This is a genomic window from Desulfotruncus arcticus DSM 17038 (genome assembly GCF_900113335.1).
In the GTDB taxonomy this organism is placed as follows: Bacteria; Bacillota; Desulfotomaculia; order Desulfotomaculales; family Desulfallaceae; genus Desulfotruncus; species Desulfotruncus arcticus.
Map to the genome: position 1 here is coordinate 117,300 of NZ_FOOX01000009.1, position 15,286 is coordinate 132,585.

Genomic DNA, 15,286 nt, shown 5'->3' on the forward strand with positions numbered 1-15,286 from the left:
ATATTTTGCCGGCGAGCCTGTTTTTACTTATGTTAAGCGGGTTGCCGGTTTCATTATTAAGGAGGAAGTCATGAAGGATCGCTACGATTTTAAAGAAATTGAAGCAAAATGCCAAAAAGCGTGGTCTGAGCAGGATTTATATTCCGTTCCCGATTTTAGCGATCGGCCCAAATATTATTGTCTGGAGATGTTTCCCTATCCGTCCGGGAAATTGCACATGGGTCACGTGCGCAACTACTCCATAGGAGATGTGGTGGCCAGGTTTAAAACGATGCAGGGCTTTAACGTATTGCATCCCATGGGCTGGGATGCTTTCGGCCTGCCTGCTGAAAACGCTGCCATCAAACACGGTGCTTTGCACCCTGCCCGGTGGACTTATGAAAATATCGACACCATGCGCACCCAGCTTAAACAATTGGGTATCAGTTATGATTGGAACCGGGAGGTGGCAACCTGCCATCCTGGTTATTATAAATGGACTGAGTGGTTGTTCCTGCAGTTATACAAGCAGGGACTGGCTTACAAGAAAAAAGCTGCTGTAAACTGGTGTCCTTCCTGCGCCACAGTGCTGGCCAATGAGCAAGTTAAAGAGGGCGCCTGCGAACGCTGTAAAAGCGATGTTGAAAAAAGGGAACTGGAACAGTGGTTCTTTAAAATCACTGATTACGCGGACAGGTTGCTGGAAGATCTTGATAAACTTGCGGGCTGGCCCGATAAAGTTAAAATTATGCAGGAAAACTGGATCGGCCGGAGCGAAGGCGCTGAGATCACCTTCTCCGTGGATGGTTTGGATGAAAGCATGACCGTGTTTACCACCAGGCCGGACACTGTTTTCGGGGTGACCTATATGGTTTTGGCCCCGGAGCATCCCCTGGTAGAAAAGCTGATTGAGGGCCAGGAGCAGGCTGAGAAAATCAGGGATTTTGCAGAGTCCGTGCGCAACCAAAGCGAAATCACCAGGACGTCAACCGAGTCCGAAAAGATCGGCCATTTTACAGGGGCTTATTGTATTAACCCGGTGAATGATGAAAAAATACCAATTCTGGTAGCCAACTATGTTTTAATGGAATATGGCACCGGCGCCGTTATGGGAGTGCCTGCTCATGACCAGCGGGACTTTGAATTTGCCCGCAAATATAATCTTCCCATCAGGGTGGTGATTCAGCCGGAAGGAGTAGAATTAAACCCTGACACAATGACCGAAGCTTATGACGGCGAAGGTCTGATGATAAACTCCGGTAAGTTTAACGGTACTCCAAAACGCGACGGCATAGCGGCGGTCACCCGTTTCCTGGAGCAAAAGGGATTAGGACAGGGAAGAGTGAATTACAGGCTGCGGGATTGGCTGATTTCCAGACAGAGGTATTGGGGTGCTCCCATTCCTATTGTCTACTGTGAAAAATGCGGTGCGGTGCCGGTACCTGAAGAGGATTTACCTGTAATGCTGCCAATGGATGTGGCCTTTAAGCCGACCGGCCGCTCGCCGTTGGAAGACCACCCCGGATTTGTCAACACAACCTGTCCGACCTGTGGCGGTAAAGCACGGCGGGAAACCGATACCATGGATACTTTTATGTGTTCCTCCTGGTATTACTATCGTTATACCAGTCCCCGGGACGAAGACAACGCCTGGGGTCCTGACAAGGTTAGGAACTGGTTGCCGGTGGACCAGTATATTGGCGGTGTTGAGCACGCGATACTGCACCTGCTGTACAGCAGATTTTTCACCAAGGTGCTTAAAGATATTAATTTAATTGACAACGATGAACCGTTTACCAATTTATTAACCCAGGGTATGGTGCTCAAGGACGGCGCCAAAATGAGTAAATCCAAGGGTAATGTGGTAAGTCCTGAAGATATTGTTGCCACTTATGGGGCTGATACCGCCCGCCTGTTCATTTTGTTTGCCTCGCCTCCGGAACGTGATTTGGAATGGAGTGACCAGGGGGTCGAGGGCTGTTATCGCTTCCTGAACCGGGTCTGGCGCCTGGTGGAACCGCTGGGCACCACGCTTTCAGGCAGCAATATTAACCGTCCGGCTAAATTCGTCGGCGTCAACAGGGATATGCGCCGGGTTACCCATCACTCCATCAAAAAAGTTACCGAGGACATAGACAAACGCTTCAATTTCAATACAGCTGTAAGTGCGATTATGGAACTGGTTAACGCCATGTACCAATTCCGTGAAGTCCCCGAAACCGACCGCGAGCCGTGGATAATGAAGGAGGCTGTAGACTCGCTGCTGCTGCTGTTGGCGCCGTTTGCCCCCCATATAGCCGAAGAACTGTGGGCGAAAACAGGACATCAGGGCAGTATTCACTCCCAGTCCTGGCCCGGATTTGACCCCGAGGCTATCGTTGAAGATGAAATCACTATCGTGGTTCAGATCAACGGAAAGGTGCGGGACCGGATGCTGGTGCCGGCTGAAATTGACGCGGAGGCCATGAAGGAGCTCGTAATGGATCAGGATCGGGTAAAAGAGCTGATAGGAGACAAAAAAGTAGTTAAAGTGATTCCTGTACCAGGCAAGCTGGTTAATATTGTGGTTAAGTAGAAAAGGCAGCAAAAGGCACTGAAAAAATCAGTGCCTTTTATGATTTCACTTTTAGCATTACGAGGTTACATCTTTTAAAGTTTTGGACCATGTGTCCGGTTGGACCTGCCGGAGCTTTCTATTGCCAACCACCAGGTCATTGCCGGGTACATCGCTTTTTTGCAGTACGCCGGGGCCGTTGGAACGAATCATTTTATAGTAAGCCATAATATGGCTGCTTCCGATGTTGCTTTCCACCTCGGTGCAAAAAATCCAAAGTATTTGAGGTGATTTAATAATTACCGCAGGTGTAATCATGGCGCCGGCCAGCTGCCGTATCTCCTCCTGGAGGTTGACCGGCTTATTGGTGTATTTGCCTTCAAAAACATCCAACAGGGTGGTTTGTTGGCCGTTCATCGGTATTTGTCCCATGACATTACTAACATTCACCAATGCCTGCTGGTCTATTTTGATAAATGCTCCGATTGATGTGCCGAATAATTCTTCCAGACGGTCGATTAATTTTTGCCGCCCATATTTTTGATAGTAGTCTTCAACGGTTAGCGACTGTTGACCGCTGGCTAACCAGGTATACCGGGGCACTGAGATAATGCCGATGGGCCCTTGTGGGTCAGGAAGGAAAGTCAGGTTTACCGCTTTTAGTTTGGAGCCGTCAGTCCAGATGATAATAATGCTGTCGGGTGTTCTGTTGTTGGGGGCGGCTGTTGCTGTGGAAATATGCAAAAAACAGGCGGCGAGCAGTGCCAGGAGAATTAACAGGGTTGTCCTATTGCGCATAAATGGATTCCTTTCCACTGGTATGAAAAATGTTAGTTTTCGGTTCAGGACTTTTGTGTCGCTGCACTAAATGTCATTTTTTCCAAATTCCTCTGGTATAATACAAGTAGTTTTGAGATTAAAAGTAAAACTCTGTGGGAGGATTGGTACTGAAACTTTTTACGCAGTGTCCTCTGGAAGAACGGAAGAGGTCGCGGTATAACTGCTCGAAGTCTTCCTTGGACAAACAGATATATCCGTCTGTATTGGCGAGATAGTCGTTGACTATCAGGCTGAAGAACACGTGACCTTTGGTGATCTTAACTATAGAAAGCTCATATTGATTCAAAGACAGTTTCATCACGTCCTAAATATTAATGGGTGATCCGGGGGTGCACCGGGTTGCCGTATGGGGACTTATATAACATATATTAACACATTCTCTTGACAGTGGGTAATAGTCGGTATATACTTGTAAAAGGCTTTAATACGCTAAATAGATAACGAGATAAAGTAACGGGAGGAAGCCTAATATGTCAGAACAAGTGCTCAGGTTGGGACTACCGAAAGGTAGCTTACAGGAATCAACTTTTCAGCTGTTTAAGCGGGCCGGGTTCAATATTTCGGTGCGCAGCCGGTCATACTTTCCGTCCATCGACGACCCCGAGATTGAAGTTATACTCATGCGGGCCCAGGAAATACCCCGCTATGTTAATGAAGGGGTTTTGGATGCCGGGCTCAGCGGACTGGACTGGATTTTGGAGAACGAAGCCGATGTAGTGGAAGTTGCAGATTTAACCTATTCCAAACAGACAACAAATCCCATCCGGGTTATCATTGCGGTGGCTGAAAACAGCAATATTCATTCTGTGCAGGATTTGCAAGGGAAACGCATTGCCACCGAACTGGTTCGGCTTACTCGCAATTACCTGGCCAAGAATAACGTTACAGCCAATGTTGAATTTAGTTATGGGGCTACCGAGGTTAAAGTGCCTCATCTGGTGGACGCTATTGTAGATATTACAGAGACCGGAAGTTCATTAAGAGCCAATAAATTAAAGATAATTGATACAATTCTGGTATCCACCACCAGGCTGCACGCCAACAAACAGGCCTGGGAGAACCCTTTTATCAGAGAAAAACTTAAAAACCTGGCGGTTTTACTGGAAGGGGCGCTGCGCGCAGATTCCAAAGTCGGCTTGAAAATGAATTTACCGAAAGGCAAGCTGGAAGATGTGCTGGCGATATTGCCCGCCATGAAGCATCCAACGGTTGCCCAGCTGATCAACAGTGACTGGCTGGCAGTTGAAGTGGTGCTGCCGGAAAAACAGGTTCGCGATTTAATTCCGGCCTTGCGCAACGCCGGGGCTCAGGATATCATTGAATATCCTTTAAATAAAGTCATACCGTAAAATTGTGTTCTCTCGTTGAGGCATATAAAAAAGACTATCTAAAAGCGTGCGCTAAGGGAACTGATTGAGCGCGCTTTTTTTAATTTTATACTCATTTATTGCACAAAATAGATAAAAAGCAATAGTATTGTGTAAGGGCTGTTTACCAATCTAAATAATACATGAGGAGAAAAAAATGATACCACTCAGGGACAGTATCCGGTCAAGAACCTTTCCCATTGTAAACCTGAGCATTATTATCTTAAACCTGGTTATCTATGCATGGGAGGTAATGATTGGCCCCCAGCAGCTAAACCAAGTCTTTTATATATTTGGTCTAGTGCCTGCCAGAGTTCTTGATATATTTACTTCAGGTGCGTCAATTACCCCGGTTATAATTAACCTGTTTACGTCCATGTTTATCCACGGCGGATGGGTACACGTTATCGGTAATATGCTGTTTCTTTGGGTTTTTGGGGATAACATTGAAGACCGTCTGGGGCATTTAAAATATCTTTTGTTTTACCTGGCAGCAGGGGTTGCCGGCGGTGTGGCCCACTTTTTATCAAATCCGGCATCCACCATTCCGGTAGTTGGCGCCAGCGGCGCTATAGCCGGTGTGTTAGGCGCTTATGTGGTGGCGTTCCCGCGTTCCCGCGTACTTGCACTAATACCCATTTTTATTATTTTTACCCTGGTGGAGATTCCTGCCTTAATATTCATAGCCCTCTGGTTTGTTATTCAGATTTTTAATGGTGTGGCTACTCTTGGTGGTTCAGTCAACCCGGTGGCCTGGTGGGCCCATGTTGGAGGGTTCATTATTGGGGCGTTGTTAATAAAAACCATGGCCCCCAGAAGGGTTAGGGGGTATTACCGACCGTAACAAAAGCTACTCCCGGGCCAGGAGTAGCTTTTTAGATAAATAACGCCTAAAATTATGCATGACCCAAAGGTGCAGCGGGGCCTGGGTTAAATTATATATGAACCAGGGTAGGGTGGGGACATAATCATGTATGGCCACCAGTATATATTTATTTTGCAAGACCCGGCGGAATTCCAATCGACCGGGATGCGGAAGAAGATTAAGATGCGCCATTAAGCCGCCGGTTATATAATAAATAGGCCGGTCATTAAAGCTGCGGTCTTCTGAAAAGGATAAGTCCAGCAAGGATTTATTTTTCATAAAGAAAAAATAAAAATAGCAATTACCAGCCTGGTCGACTTTAACTTTTACCAGGCTCCGAAAAAACATTGGCAGCCATTGTGAGTATTGCCTGGCGACCCAATGTGCATCTTTACCTGCCGGCAAAGGCAATCTTTGAACCGAGCGAACATTCAATACTTCTTTTTCCGGTGATTTATTCCCGGTTACTTTTGGGGGTTTAATAAATTCTGTTTGACCGTCATCTTTTTTGATGGCTATTTTAACCGCCTCTTTAAAGGGCAGACCTGTTAAATTCATTTGCTCCTGCAGAACAAGATCTTTGGCTACCATAACATGCTTCAAGCTTTCTACCAGGGGGGCTACCAGGGCTTTTGGTGATTTGGTGAAAAAACTCAATAACCAGCTTGTGAGGGCCGGCAGGATGGTAGGTACTGTAACTATTCGTGGTTTATACCCCATTACTGCTGATGTTTGTTTGATCATTTCAAGATAAGTCATCACGTCCGGGCCACCTACATCAAAACAGCGGTTATAGGTTTCTTTTCTTCCCAGGCAGTAAACTAAAATTTGAACAATATCTGATAGTGCGATGGGATGAGTTAGTGAAAGCATTACCCTGGGTACAGCTATGACTTTGAATTGTTTTACCAGGCGGGTAACAATGCGAAAAGAACTGCCGTTGGAGCCAACTATCAAACCGGCTTGAATTGACGTTACCGGAACGCCGTAAGCACCAAGTGTTTCTTTAACCTCGCGCCGGCTGTATAAATGACGGGATAATCTTTTCTGGTTGGGGGGGAAAAGTCCCCCCAGGTAAATTATTTGCCTTACACCGGCCAGGGCGGCGGCGCGGGCGAAATTGTCGGCTAGAATTAAATCCATGTCCTGAAAATTACCTTGCGTTAACCGCGCAGTAGGCATCATTGAATGGACTAGATAAAAAGCATAATCAGCGCCGCAAAGAGCCTGTTCTATGTCGTTGAGCGAAAAAATATCGCACTGTCGCCAGCTGACATCCAAACCACAAGCGGATTCTTCTTCATGAACAGTATGTCTGGTAAGACATATTAGCCGGTACCGGGATTTTAACGCCGGCAATAAAGCCTGCCCCACAAAACCGGTAGCCCCCGCCACCGCTACCACCGGCCTGTAATTCGGATTAGTAGGCAATTTATACACCTCCAACAATGAGTGCATTAATTAGTGATATTCTTCGGTAACGGTTTTTCCCGCCTCCTGCAGCACCCGGATTAAATCGCGGATAATATACCGTTTGTAAATATAAATGGTCGGCACTCCGGTGCCCTGTTGGCCGGGGTTGGTCGCCTGACCGATAATAAAGTGCACGCTGTCTGCTGCCGCTAACAAGGCAGCCAGCCGGCTGGCTCCGTCCCGGCCGCTGAAATCCTTGATCCCGGGCCTGCTTTTTAATAAATCCAGAGCATCTACCAGCGTTATGGCACCTTCGGTTACCAGATCAATACCCGGTATAATACCCACAGGAGGAACCCGTTCAGTACGCGAAGACAGGTCAACGCGCACATTTCTTCCCAAAACGCGTCCTACTATGTTGCCCGTGGTGCCGCCACATACCACTTTAACGCCTTCGCTGCGCATAAACCTGTCAACTACCATAATGTCTTCTTCCTTATTTTGGGGAGGCCCTATTAATACGGTAACCCGTTTGGGCCTACGTACCTTGATTACTGCTATACTGGCGTCATCACCGGGTTTTCCGGCATAGATATTATTGCATAAGCAGGCAATCTCGCCGGCCCATTCCGCGGCTCCCTTTTGCATCGAAAACGTATCTGTTAAATAAGCTGTCATTCGTTCCCGGCCCAGCCCCATGTCCCATGTTTTACCGGCGCCGGCATACAGCACCCCGTCGCTGACAATAACCAACCAATTATCTGCATGGACATTAAAAAAGCTTTCCCGGATGACTTTTCCACCAATATTTCTTTTATTTGTCTCAAGCCCAATTATAGTATTATGCCGCCCGAAAAAGACAGCCGGATTTTCGTATTCTATTAAATAGGCACAGCCGTCCTGCTTTAATTGCAGAACGGTAAAGGTGCTGTAAGCCAGCTTGCGTACCCTGCAGATAGGCAGCGTTTGCCCCAGCGTTTCCATAACATCTTCTATGCGCCCGCCCATTTTAAGCATGGTGCTGGCTGTTTTAGCCGTAAGGCGGGAAAGAATGTTGGCTTTAACACCACTGCCAAGGCCGTCGGCAACCACTATAATGTGGTCGGTACCGGTATGGACAACCTCTATGCTGTCGCCACACAATTCTTCACCATATTTAACCAGGCGGGCAGTTCCAATATCTACGCAGATTTTCACGGGCGGGAATGCTCCTTTCGAACTTTATCTCGTTAACCGCCGCTAAGACTCCCGCCTCTACAGGAGGGAGTTAAGCGGCGATAAACTCGAAATAAGTGCGACTAAGGTTCAGGTGGGGTCAAAACCCCACCTGAACCAAGTCTTCTTTATAAAGGCTCCTGCCTCATTAATTCAATTAACTTGGTTAAAAGCACTTTTGTCTCAGCGGTGGTCTCGCCCAATAAACCGGCAATTTCCTGGGCTACCTGCATTTGTTTGGTTATTACTTCCTGGGCCCGGGCAATAGTTTGCGCTTTAACCAGTTCAAATTGCTCGCGGTGTTTTTTCTCTGCAGTAATGTCAACCAAAATGCCTACTATAATTTTTTCATTTTTTAACGGAAAGATTACTTGACGAATAACCATATCCATTTGAGAATAAACTGTCACGTTATTGATCATTTTGCCTGTTTGCAGCACCTGTAAAAAGCTGTCGGGCTCTATAAATTTATTTAGTTTTTGACCCACTATTTCTGCAGCTGTGCCGGTAAACATATGTTCACCGGCCGGGTTTACCTCCTTAATGACCAGGTCGTGATTGACTAAGATAATGGCATTGGGCATGGCATTCATTACCAGGGCAGACATGGATTCCGCCCGTCGGCGCATGTAGGGGATGCACATCTGCACTTCAGCATTGCCCTGATATACCGCCACGGCCTTATCCCGGCAGGAATCATAACCGCAAGCGCCGCAGTTGAGTTCATCTTCGGGGTGATATTTACCGGTCCGGGCTAATATCTGCCTGATAGCTTGCTCATCCGGTAAGGGCAGGATTACTTTCCGGTTGATAAAATTTCTGACCATCAGTTCCGCAGGCAAATCTGCTTCGGTGGCGCCGTTATCCTTGTTCCCCTGAACGGCTGTCGCCCTGTAATAATTAATTACCTTTTGACGGCGGACAAAGATATCTTCATTCCGACCCAGCATCAGAGGACCGTCAATGCAGCCACCGCGGCAGGCCAGCAGTTCCATTAGCCCCGGGAGGACGGTTTTGTTGCGGGACAGATAGCTTAAAAATTCAATACAGTTTTGCAGACCGGTAATGGCGGTAAATTGCGCTTCGGTTTTTATGTTCCCGGCAATGGTTCGGGCCATCCCTCCCTCAATGGGAAACAAACGAGCCAGATCGGGCTGCGGACCGTCAAATACTTCCGGTTTCAGCCCGTCCGGGTATAAACCTTCTTCCCGCACCCATTCCCAGAATTCATCGAAGCCCAGCGCAAAATCAATGGCGTCACGTATCCCGGGTGTTTGCGCCTCCTCCTTCTTGGCGGCGCAGGGGCCGATAAACACCGTAAGGTGATCCGGATATAATTGTTTCATATAGCGCCCGTGGGCAATCATTGGTGAAACCACCGGTGCCAGTAAAGGTATCAGCTCAGGGTAATGTTTCTCAATTAAATTCACCACCACCGGGCAGGCGCTGCTGATAAGCGGTTTATCCAAACCCAATCTGTGATGCTGAGCCGCTACCAGTTCCGCCCCCAGGGAAGTTTCCTGCACGTGTCTGAAGCCCATGCGGCGGAGTAAAGCCGGCATCTGCCCCGGTTCCGGCAGGGGCAGCCCCGCCACAAAGGAGGGAGCCACCCCTACAGCCATAGGAACCCCATGTTGTAAATGTAATTTAACTTGTTCCAGCTCAGAAACGACTTTTTTAGCCTTCTGCGGGCATACCAGAACACACCGGGCATCCTGTACACAAAGCTCTGTAATCACCTGGGCATGCAGTGTGTCTGCATCGTCACCGGTGCGGATGCGGATAGCCTTGACCGGACAGGCCCTGAGACAACGGTAACAATCCCGGCACCTGGCTTCATTGGTAATGATTAAATCCATATATAAAGCCCCTTAAATCGGCACATTGGCATGAACGGCTATTCTGGTTTTAAAAACCTTGGCGGCGTTTTGCGGTGTTACACCGGTAATAATCTCATCGCCCACCTTGACCGAGACTCCCTGGTCACAGTGCTCCAGGCAAAATGTGCCGTTAAGTTTGATATACTTCTCCAGGCCGCACTGCCTTACCAGATCAGTAAATTGGTTTAAAACGTCATAAGAACCCCGCAGGTAGCACCCGGTACCTATGCAAACTGCAACTTCCACCATATCTTCCCCTGATAAATCCGTTATTTGCATCGGCTTGCCGCTTATCCTGCGCCGGTGGACATAACTGGTGTGCAGATCATGGTGGGCGGTGCGAGTATCAAACCCTTTGAGCCATTCGTTAATTATTTTATTGACGTACACGTTATCCTGAGCCTTGTGCACCTGTTCAATAGCATCCAGCTGATAAATCGAATTCAACCTCTGTATTCTGGTTGAGGTGTTATTGATATCCGGCTGCCCGCCGCCGCCGATACAGCCACCCGGACAGGCCATAACTTCTACGATATGATACATTATTTCTCCCGTTTTTAGGCGCTGGATCAGTCTTTCAGCATTATTGATCCCGTTAACTACCGCTACCTTTAACTTCCGGTCATTCACGGCAACTTCCGCCTCTTTAAGTCCTTGGATACCGCGAGCCGGATAGAAATCAATTCGGCCCACTTCGTGGCCGCCGGTATAACCGGCTATATACCGGACCACTGATTCCATTACCCCGCCTGAGGCGCCAAAGATTAAAGCCCCTCCTGAGCCCATACCAAGCGGGTTGTCAAAGCCGGCCGGCTCCAGTTCGTTAAATACAATACCGAATTCTTTAATCATTTGGGCCATTTCCACCGTGGTTAAAACAATATCCACATCATAGACGCCCTCAGTGGTAAATTCAGGTCTTTTAGCCTCAAATTTTTTGGCCGTGCAGGGCATTACAGAGATACATACTACTTCAGCAGGGGTTTTGCCAATTTTTTTCGCATAGTGTTTTTTAATCAGTGAGCCAAACATCTGCTGCGGCGACCGGCAGCTGGAAAGATGATCAATCATATCGGCGTGCGTCTGCTCACAGTATTTTACCCAACCGGGACAGCAGGAAGTGAATAGCGGAAGCCTGCCTTCGTTTTCCAGGCGGCTCAGAAATTCCATTGATTCTTCAATGGTAGTCAGGTCAGCAGTAAAAAGCGTGTCAAATACTTTATCAACGCCCATTTTCTTTAATGCGGCCACAATTTTACCGGTAACTGCCGAACCGGCCGCCAAGCCAAACTCTTCACCCAAAGCCACCCGTACTGCCGGAGCAATTTGCACCACCACTGTTTTCCCGGGATCATGAATGGCCGCCCAGGCTTGCTCTACTTCTGACTTTACCGTCAGGGCGCCGGTGGGGCAAACAGCCACACACTGGCCGCAGTTGATGCAGGCCACATCGGCCAAATCTTTACCGAAAGCGGTGGTTACCAGAGTCTTACTGCCCCGGTGGGCAAAATCCCAGATACCCAGCCCCTGTACTTCCTTGCATACGCGTACACAGTCACCGCACAGGATGCACTTATTGGGATCTTTAACAATACTGCAGCTTGAATGATCAATTGGCAGTTTGATATCCCGCTTACCAAAACGTATCTCGTCAACCCCATATTGTTTAGCCAATTTTTGCAGTTTACAGGTAGTGTTTTTAGAGCAGGTTGGGCACTCCCGGTCGTGATTGGCCAGCAGCAGCTCGAGAATCATCCGGCGCAGGCGCCGGGTGCGCTCAGTATTGGTGCGTATCACCATTCCGTCCGTGGGCGGGGTGGAGCAGGAAGCCACCAGACCTACGTTCTCAACTTCTACCAGGCACAGGCGGCACGCTCCGTACACGCTCAGTTCTGAATGGTAGCAAAATGTTGGCAGTTCAATGCCTATACGTCTGACAAGCTCCAAGATATTTTTGGCGTTGCCAATTGCTACTGACTGACCATCTATTATAACCCGACTGGTTTGCATATTTTCAACACCCCTTACTTGTTTAGTAATAAAATTCACAATTTATGCCGTATAAATTGCGCTAAACTTGCATTTTTCCATACATGTGCCGCATTTTACACATTTGGAAGTGTCAATGACATGCGGCTCTTTTTTAGTCCCGGTTATAGCCTCGGCGGGACAGAGTTTGGCGCATAGCCCGCAGCCCGTGCATTTTTCCTGATCGATGAAGTAATTCTGCAGGGCCTTGCAGACCCCCGCGGGACATTTTTTATCCCGCACATGAGCCTCATACTCGTGCCTGAAATACTTCAGCGTGGTTAACACCGGGTTGGGTGCGGTTTTGCCCAGGCCGCACAGCGAGCCGTCCTGAACCGTCAGCGCCAGTTCCTCCAGCAATGCCAGATCTGTCTCATCGGCCAACCCCCGGGTAATTTTGGTTAAAAGCTCCAGCATGCGCTTGGTGCCTTCCCGGCAGGGGACGCACTTGCCGCAGGATTCATTTTGTACAAAATTCATAAAGAACTTGGCAACTTCGACCATACAGGTGTCCTGCCCCATGACCACCAGTCCACCGGAGCCAATCATAGCCCCTGCTTTTTTCAGCGCGTCGTAATCCAGAGGTAAATCAAGGTGCTCTTCGGTAAGACAGCCGCCCGACGGGCCGCCAATTTGGACAGCCTTGAATTGCTTTCCGTCCCTAAGCCCGCCGCCAATATCAAAAACCAATTCCCGCAGGCTCATGCCCATTGGTATTTCCACCAGACCTGTATGCGATACCTGGCCGGCCAGGGCAAATGTTTTAGTGCCCGGACTTGTTGCGGTGCCGTACCGGCGGAACAACTTCCCACCCTTGAGTAAAATAAACGGCAGGTTGGCCAGTGTTTCAACGTTATTGATAATTGTAGGGCAGCCCCATAAACCTTTGTTGGCCGGAAACGGCGGCCGTGGTTTGGGCATACCCCGTTCACCTTCAATAGAGGCTATCAGTGCCGTCTCCTCGCCGCATACGAAGGCGCCGGCACCCTCTTTGATATTGATTTTAAAGCAAAAATCCGTACCTAAAATGCTTTGACCTAAAAGGCCCAGCAGTTGAGCCTCTGCAACAGCGCGTTTTAAACGTTGGACTGCCAGCGGATATTCCGCCCGTACATAAACATAACCTTCGTCGGCACCGATGGCGTAACCGGCAATCATCATTCCTTCCAACACCCGGTGCGGGTCACCTTCCATTACGCTGCGGTCCATAAAAGCACCGGGGTCACCTTCATCCCCGTTGCAAATGATATATTTTTTGTCTCCTTGCGCAGCCCGGGCAAACTGCCACTTCTTCCCGGTGGGGAACCCCCCGCCGCCGCGGCCGCGTAATCCTGATTCCTGGACCTCGGTAATTACTTCTTCGGGTGTCATTTCAAATATTGCCCTGGCTAGAGCTTGATAACCGTCATGCGCCAGGCAATCATTAATATCATCGGGGTTAATGCGCCCGCAGTGCTCCAGGGCTATACGCGTTTGTTTCTGGTAAAAGGGAATTTCGTCCTGGGTTTTAACCGCCATGCCACTTGCCGGATGATGATATAACAACCTTTCAACCAGTTGATTGCCAACAATATGTTTTTCAACTATTTCAGCAACATCATTGATTTTGACATGATGGTAAAAAACTCCCTCAGGCTCAATCCGCACCAGCGGGCCCATTTCACAAAAGCCATGACAACCGCTGATGTTAAGCGCGTAAGGCTCAGGCCACAGTTCTTCTGCAAGTTCGATTTTTACCGGTAATCCCTGTTCCTTGAGTTTTTGCCGCAGTGCCTCATAAACTTGTAAGGAGCCGTTAGCCACGCATCCGGTGCCGGCACAAACCAAAATACGCATTTTTTCTTGGCGCAGCTTACCTTTTAATTCAGTCTGGCAATCTATTAAATCAACTCTTGATTTGAGCATACAAAAACCTCCTTACTGCTTAATTTTGAGAACCTTTGTCATCATCAGTTACCTGCAGCTTTTTAAGTACCTCTATGACGCCTTGCGGAGTCATTTGGCCAAACACTTCTTTGTTGTTAACGGTTACCACGGGAGCCAGGCCGCAGGCGCCCAAGCAGGATACCGTTTCTACTGTAAACTGCAGGTCATCGGTGGTTTGTTTGTTATCCGGCAATTTTAGTTCGCGGCGCAGTGAAAAATTTATCGGTTCCGAACCGCGCACATGGCAGGCGGTGCCATCACATACCCGGATAACATATTTACCTTTGGCAACCAGGGAAAACTGGGCATAAAATGTCGCCACACCATATACTGTAGCCGGCGATAAGCCCATGGCTGTAGCCACGTATGTCAGAACTTCTTCCGGCAGGTAACGGTATTCTTCCTGAACCTCCTGTAGGATGGCAATTAGATGTGATACCTTACTTTCATGCCTGTCAATAATTTCTTGAAGTTTTTGAAACTTCCGCCGCTGCATACTACCAAACCCCCTTTTTTGGATTTGTGATTTAAAGAACTTGTCAAGATGTGGTGCTTTTTTCCGCTTCTCCTATTGCAATATAAATTTGTGTTCTTTTTCACAATATATTTGATAGTAACATTTGTCAATAACTATTTGAAGATTTAACAATTATACTTTATCATCTGATAAAGGAATTTTATTAATATGACGGGATAAAAATAGACCAACCTTATTAAAGGCTGATCTGGCACCAAAGGATATTTTTTAAAGGGATTTTGGTTTGAAAACAGAAGTATTTTTATTTATAATTTTAATGTCTAATAAAGAAGACTTGGTTCAGGTGGGGGGGGGACCCCACCTGAACCTTAGTCGCACTTATTTCGAGTTTATCGCGGCTTAACTCCCGCCTGTAGAGGCGGGAGTCTTAGCGGCGGTTAACGAGATCAAGAAAGGAATTACTATATGGCCAAACAAATTAAGCGGTTACACCGCTCATCAACGAACAGCATGATCGCTGGTGTATGTGGCGGCTTAGCCGAATACCTTGGGATCGATCCCGTGATTGTGCGCTTGGGCTATGTCATACTATCCATTGCATCAGTTGCCTTTCCGGGTATTCTGGTATATCTGGTGGCCTGGTTGGTGATACCGCGCGATTTTTAAACCGGCTCCAGGTGGCGGTGATTGTGCATAACCGCACAATTTAATTTTCTTTTAAAGGTAAATTATCATTTGACC

11 protein-coding genes are annotated in these 15,286 nt (G+C 47.9%); 4 read left to right on the forward strand and 7 right to left on the reverse strand.

All coding sequences use genetic code 11. The features are described from left to right. The first annotated feature begins 70 nt into the window (after positions 1 to 70). Positions 71 to 2,554: a leucine--tRNA ligase gene (gene leuS / locus BM056_RS13105; RefSeq protein ID WP_092471880.1), complete on the forward strand. Its 2,484-nt coding sequence runs from the start codon at positions 71 to 73 to the stop codon at positions 2,552 to 2,554. Between the two features lie 57 nt (positions 2,555 to 2,611). Here the strand turns inward: leuS and BM056_RS13110 are convergent, their stop codons facing one another. After that, complete coding sequence (locus tag BM056_RS13110; protein WP_092471881.1) at positions 2,612 to 3,331, reverse strand: LCP family protein; 720 nt, start codon at positions 3,329 to 3,331, stop codon at positions 2,612 to 2,614. A gap of 512 nt (positions 3,332 to 3,843) precedes the next feature. Here BM056_RS13110 and hisG point away from each other — a divergent pair. Together hisG and BM056_RS13120 are read left to right on the forward strand one after the other, a co-directional pair. Then, positions 3,844 to 4,722 (forward strand): ATP phosphoribosyltransferase, encoded by an 879-nt coding sequence (hisG, locus tag BM056_RS13115; RefSeq protein ID WP_092471882.1) that lies wholly within the window; start codon positions 3,844 to 3,846, stop codon positions 4,720 to 4,722. A gap of 175 nt (positions 4,723 to 4,897) precedes the next feature. Further along, positions 4,898 to 5,584 carry a rhomboid family intramembrane serine protease gene (locus BM056_RS13120; RefSeq protein WP_092471883.1) on the forward strand — a complete coding sequence of 229 codons (687 nt, stop codon included), beginning with the start codon at positions 4,898 to 4,900 and terminating at the stop codon, positions 5,582 to 5,584. Positions 5,585 to 5,590: 6 nt separating this feature from the next. On the opposite strand, the gene BM056_RS13125 is transcribed toward BM056_RS13120, so the two are convergent. From BM056_RS13125 to BM056_RS13150, 6 genes are all read right to left on the reverse strand, one after another. Further along, positions 5,591 to 7,036 (reverse strand): NAD-dependent epimerase/dehydratase family protein, encoded by a 1,446-nt coding sequence (locus tag BM056_RS13125; RefSeq protein ID WP_165613516.1) that lies wholly within the window; start codon positions 7,034 to 7,036, stop codon positions 5,591 to 5,593. Positions 7,037 to 7,066: 30 nt separating this feature from the next. Beyond that, the gene (locus tag BM056_RS13130) at positions 7,067 to 8,215 is read right to left on the reverse strand and encodes a SpoIIE family protein phosphatase (RefSeq protein WP_092471885.1); all 1,149 of its coding nucleotides are present in this window, start codon (positions 8,213 to 8,215) and stop codon (positions 7,067 to 7,069) included. Positions 8,216 to 8,361: 146 nt separating this feature from the next. Continuing rightward, positions 8,362 to 10,092, reverse strand: a complete 1,731-nt coding sequence (locus BM056_RS13135; protein ID WP_092471886.1) for a [Fe-Fe] hydrogenase large subunit C-terminal domain-containing protein — start codon at positions 10,090 to 10,092, stop codon at positions 8,362 to 8,364. Positions 10,093 to 10,104: 12 nt separating this feature from the next. Beyond that, positions 10,105 to 12,123, reverse strand: a complete 2,019-nt coding sequence (locus BM056_RS13140; protein WP_092471887.1) for a [FeFe] hydrogenase, group A — start codon at positions 12,121 to 12,123, stop codon at positions 10,105 to 10,107. Positions 12,124 to 12,165: 42 nt separating this feature from the next. Beyond that, positions 12,166 to 14,046, reverse strand: a complete 1,881-nt coding sequence (locus tag BM056_RS13145; protein ID WP_092471888.1) for an NADH-quinone oxidoreductase subunit NuoF — start codon at positions 14,044 to 14,046, stop codon at positions 12,166 to 12,168. Between the two features lie 19 nt (positions 14,047 to 14,065). Then, entirely contained in the window at positions 14,066 to 14,563 is a 498-nt protein-coding gene (locus tag BM056_RS13150) for an NADH-quinone oxidoreductase subunit NuoE family protein (protein ID WP_092471889.1), read from the reverse strand. A 447-nt stretch (positions 14,564 to 15,010) separates the two neighbouring features. Here BM056_RS13150 and BM056_RS13155 point away from each other — a divergent pair, with 447 nt between their 5' ends. Then, positions 15,011 to 15,211 carry a PspC domain-containing protein gene (locus tag BM056_RS13155; RefSeq protein WP_092471890.1) on the forward strand — a complete coding sequence of 67 codons (201 nt, stop codon included), beginning with the start codon at positions 15,011 to 15,013 and terminating at the stop codon, positions 15,209 to 15,211. Positions 15,212 to 15,286: the final 75 nt, after the last annotated feature.

Excerpts from the sequence above, each read along its gene's own strand:
- leuS (WP_092471880.1), top strand. The coding sequence starts at position 71 with ATGAAGGATCGCTACGATTTTAAAGAAATTGAAGCAAAATGCCAAAAA.
- BM056_RS13110 (WP_092471881.1), bottom strand. The coding sequence starts at position 3,331 with ATGCGCAATAGGACAACCCTGTTAATTCTCCTGGCACTGCTCGCCGCC.
- hisG (WP_092471882.1), top strand. The coding sequence starts at position 3,844 with ATGTCAGAACAAGTGCTCAGGTTGGGACTACCGAAAGGTAGCTTACAG.
- BM056_RS13120 (WP_092471883.1), top strand. The coding sequence starts at position 4,898 with ATGATACCACTCAGGGACAGTATCCGGTCAAGAACCTTTCCCATTGTA.
- BM056_RS13135 (WP_092471886.1), bottom strand. The coding sequence starts at position 10,092 with ATGGATTTAATCATTACCAATGAAGCCAGGTGCCGGGATTGTTACCGT.
- BM056_RS13140 (WP_092471887.1), bottom strand. The coding sequence starts at position 12,123 with ATGCAAACCAGTCGGGTTATAATAGATGGTCAGTCAGTAGCAATTGGC.
- BM056_RS13145 (WP_092471888.1), bottom strand. The coding sequence starts at position 14,046 with ATGCTCAAATCAAGAGTTGATTTAATAGATTGCCAGACTGAATTAAAA.
- BM056_RS13150 (WP_092471889.1), bottom strand. The coding sequence starts at position 14,563 with ATGCAGCGGCGGAAGTTTCAAAAACTTCAAGAAATTATTGACAGGCAT.
- BM056_RS13155 (WP_092471890.1), top strand. The coding sequence starts at position 15,011 with ATGGCCAAACAAATTAAGCGGTTACACCGCTCATCAACGAACAGCATG.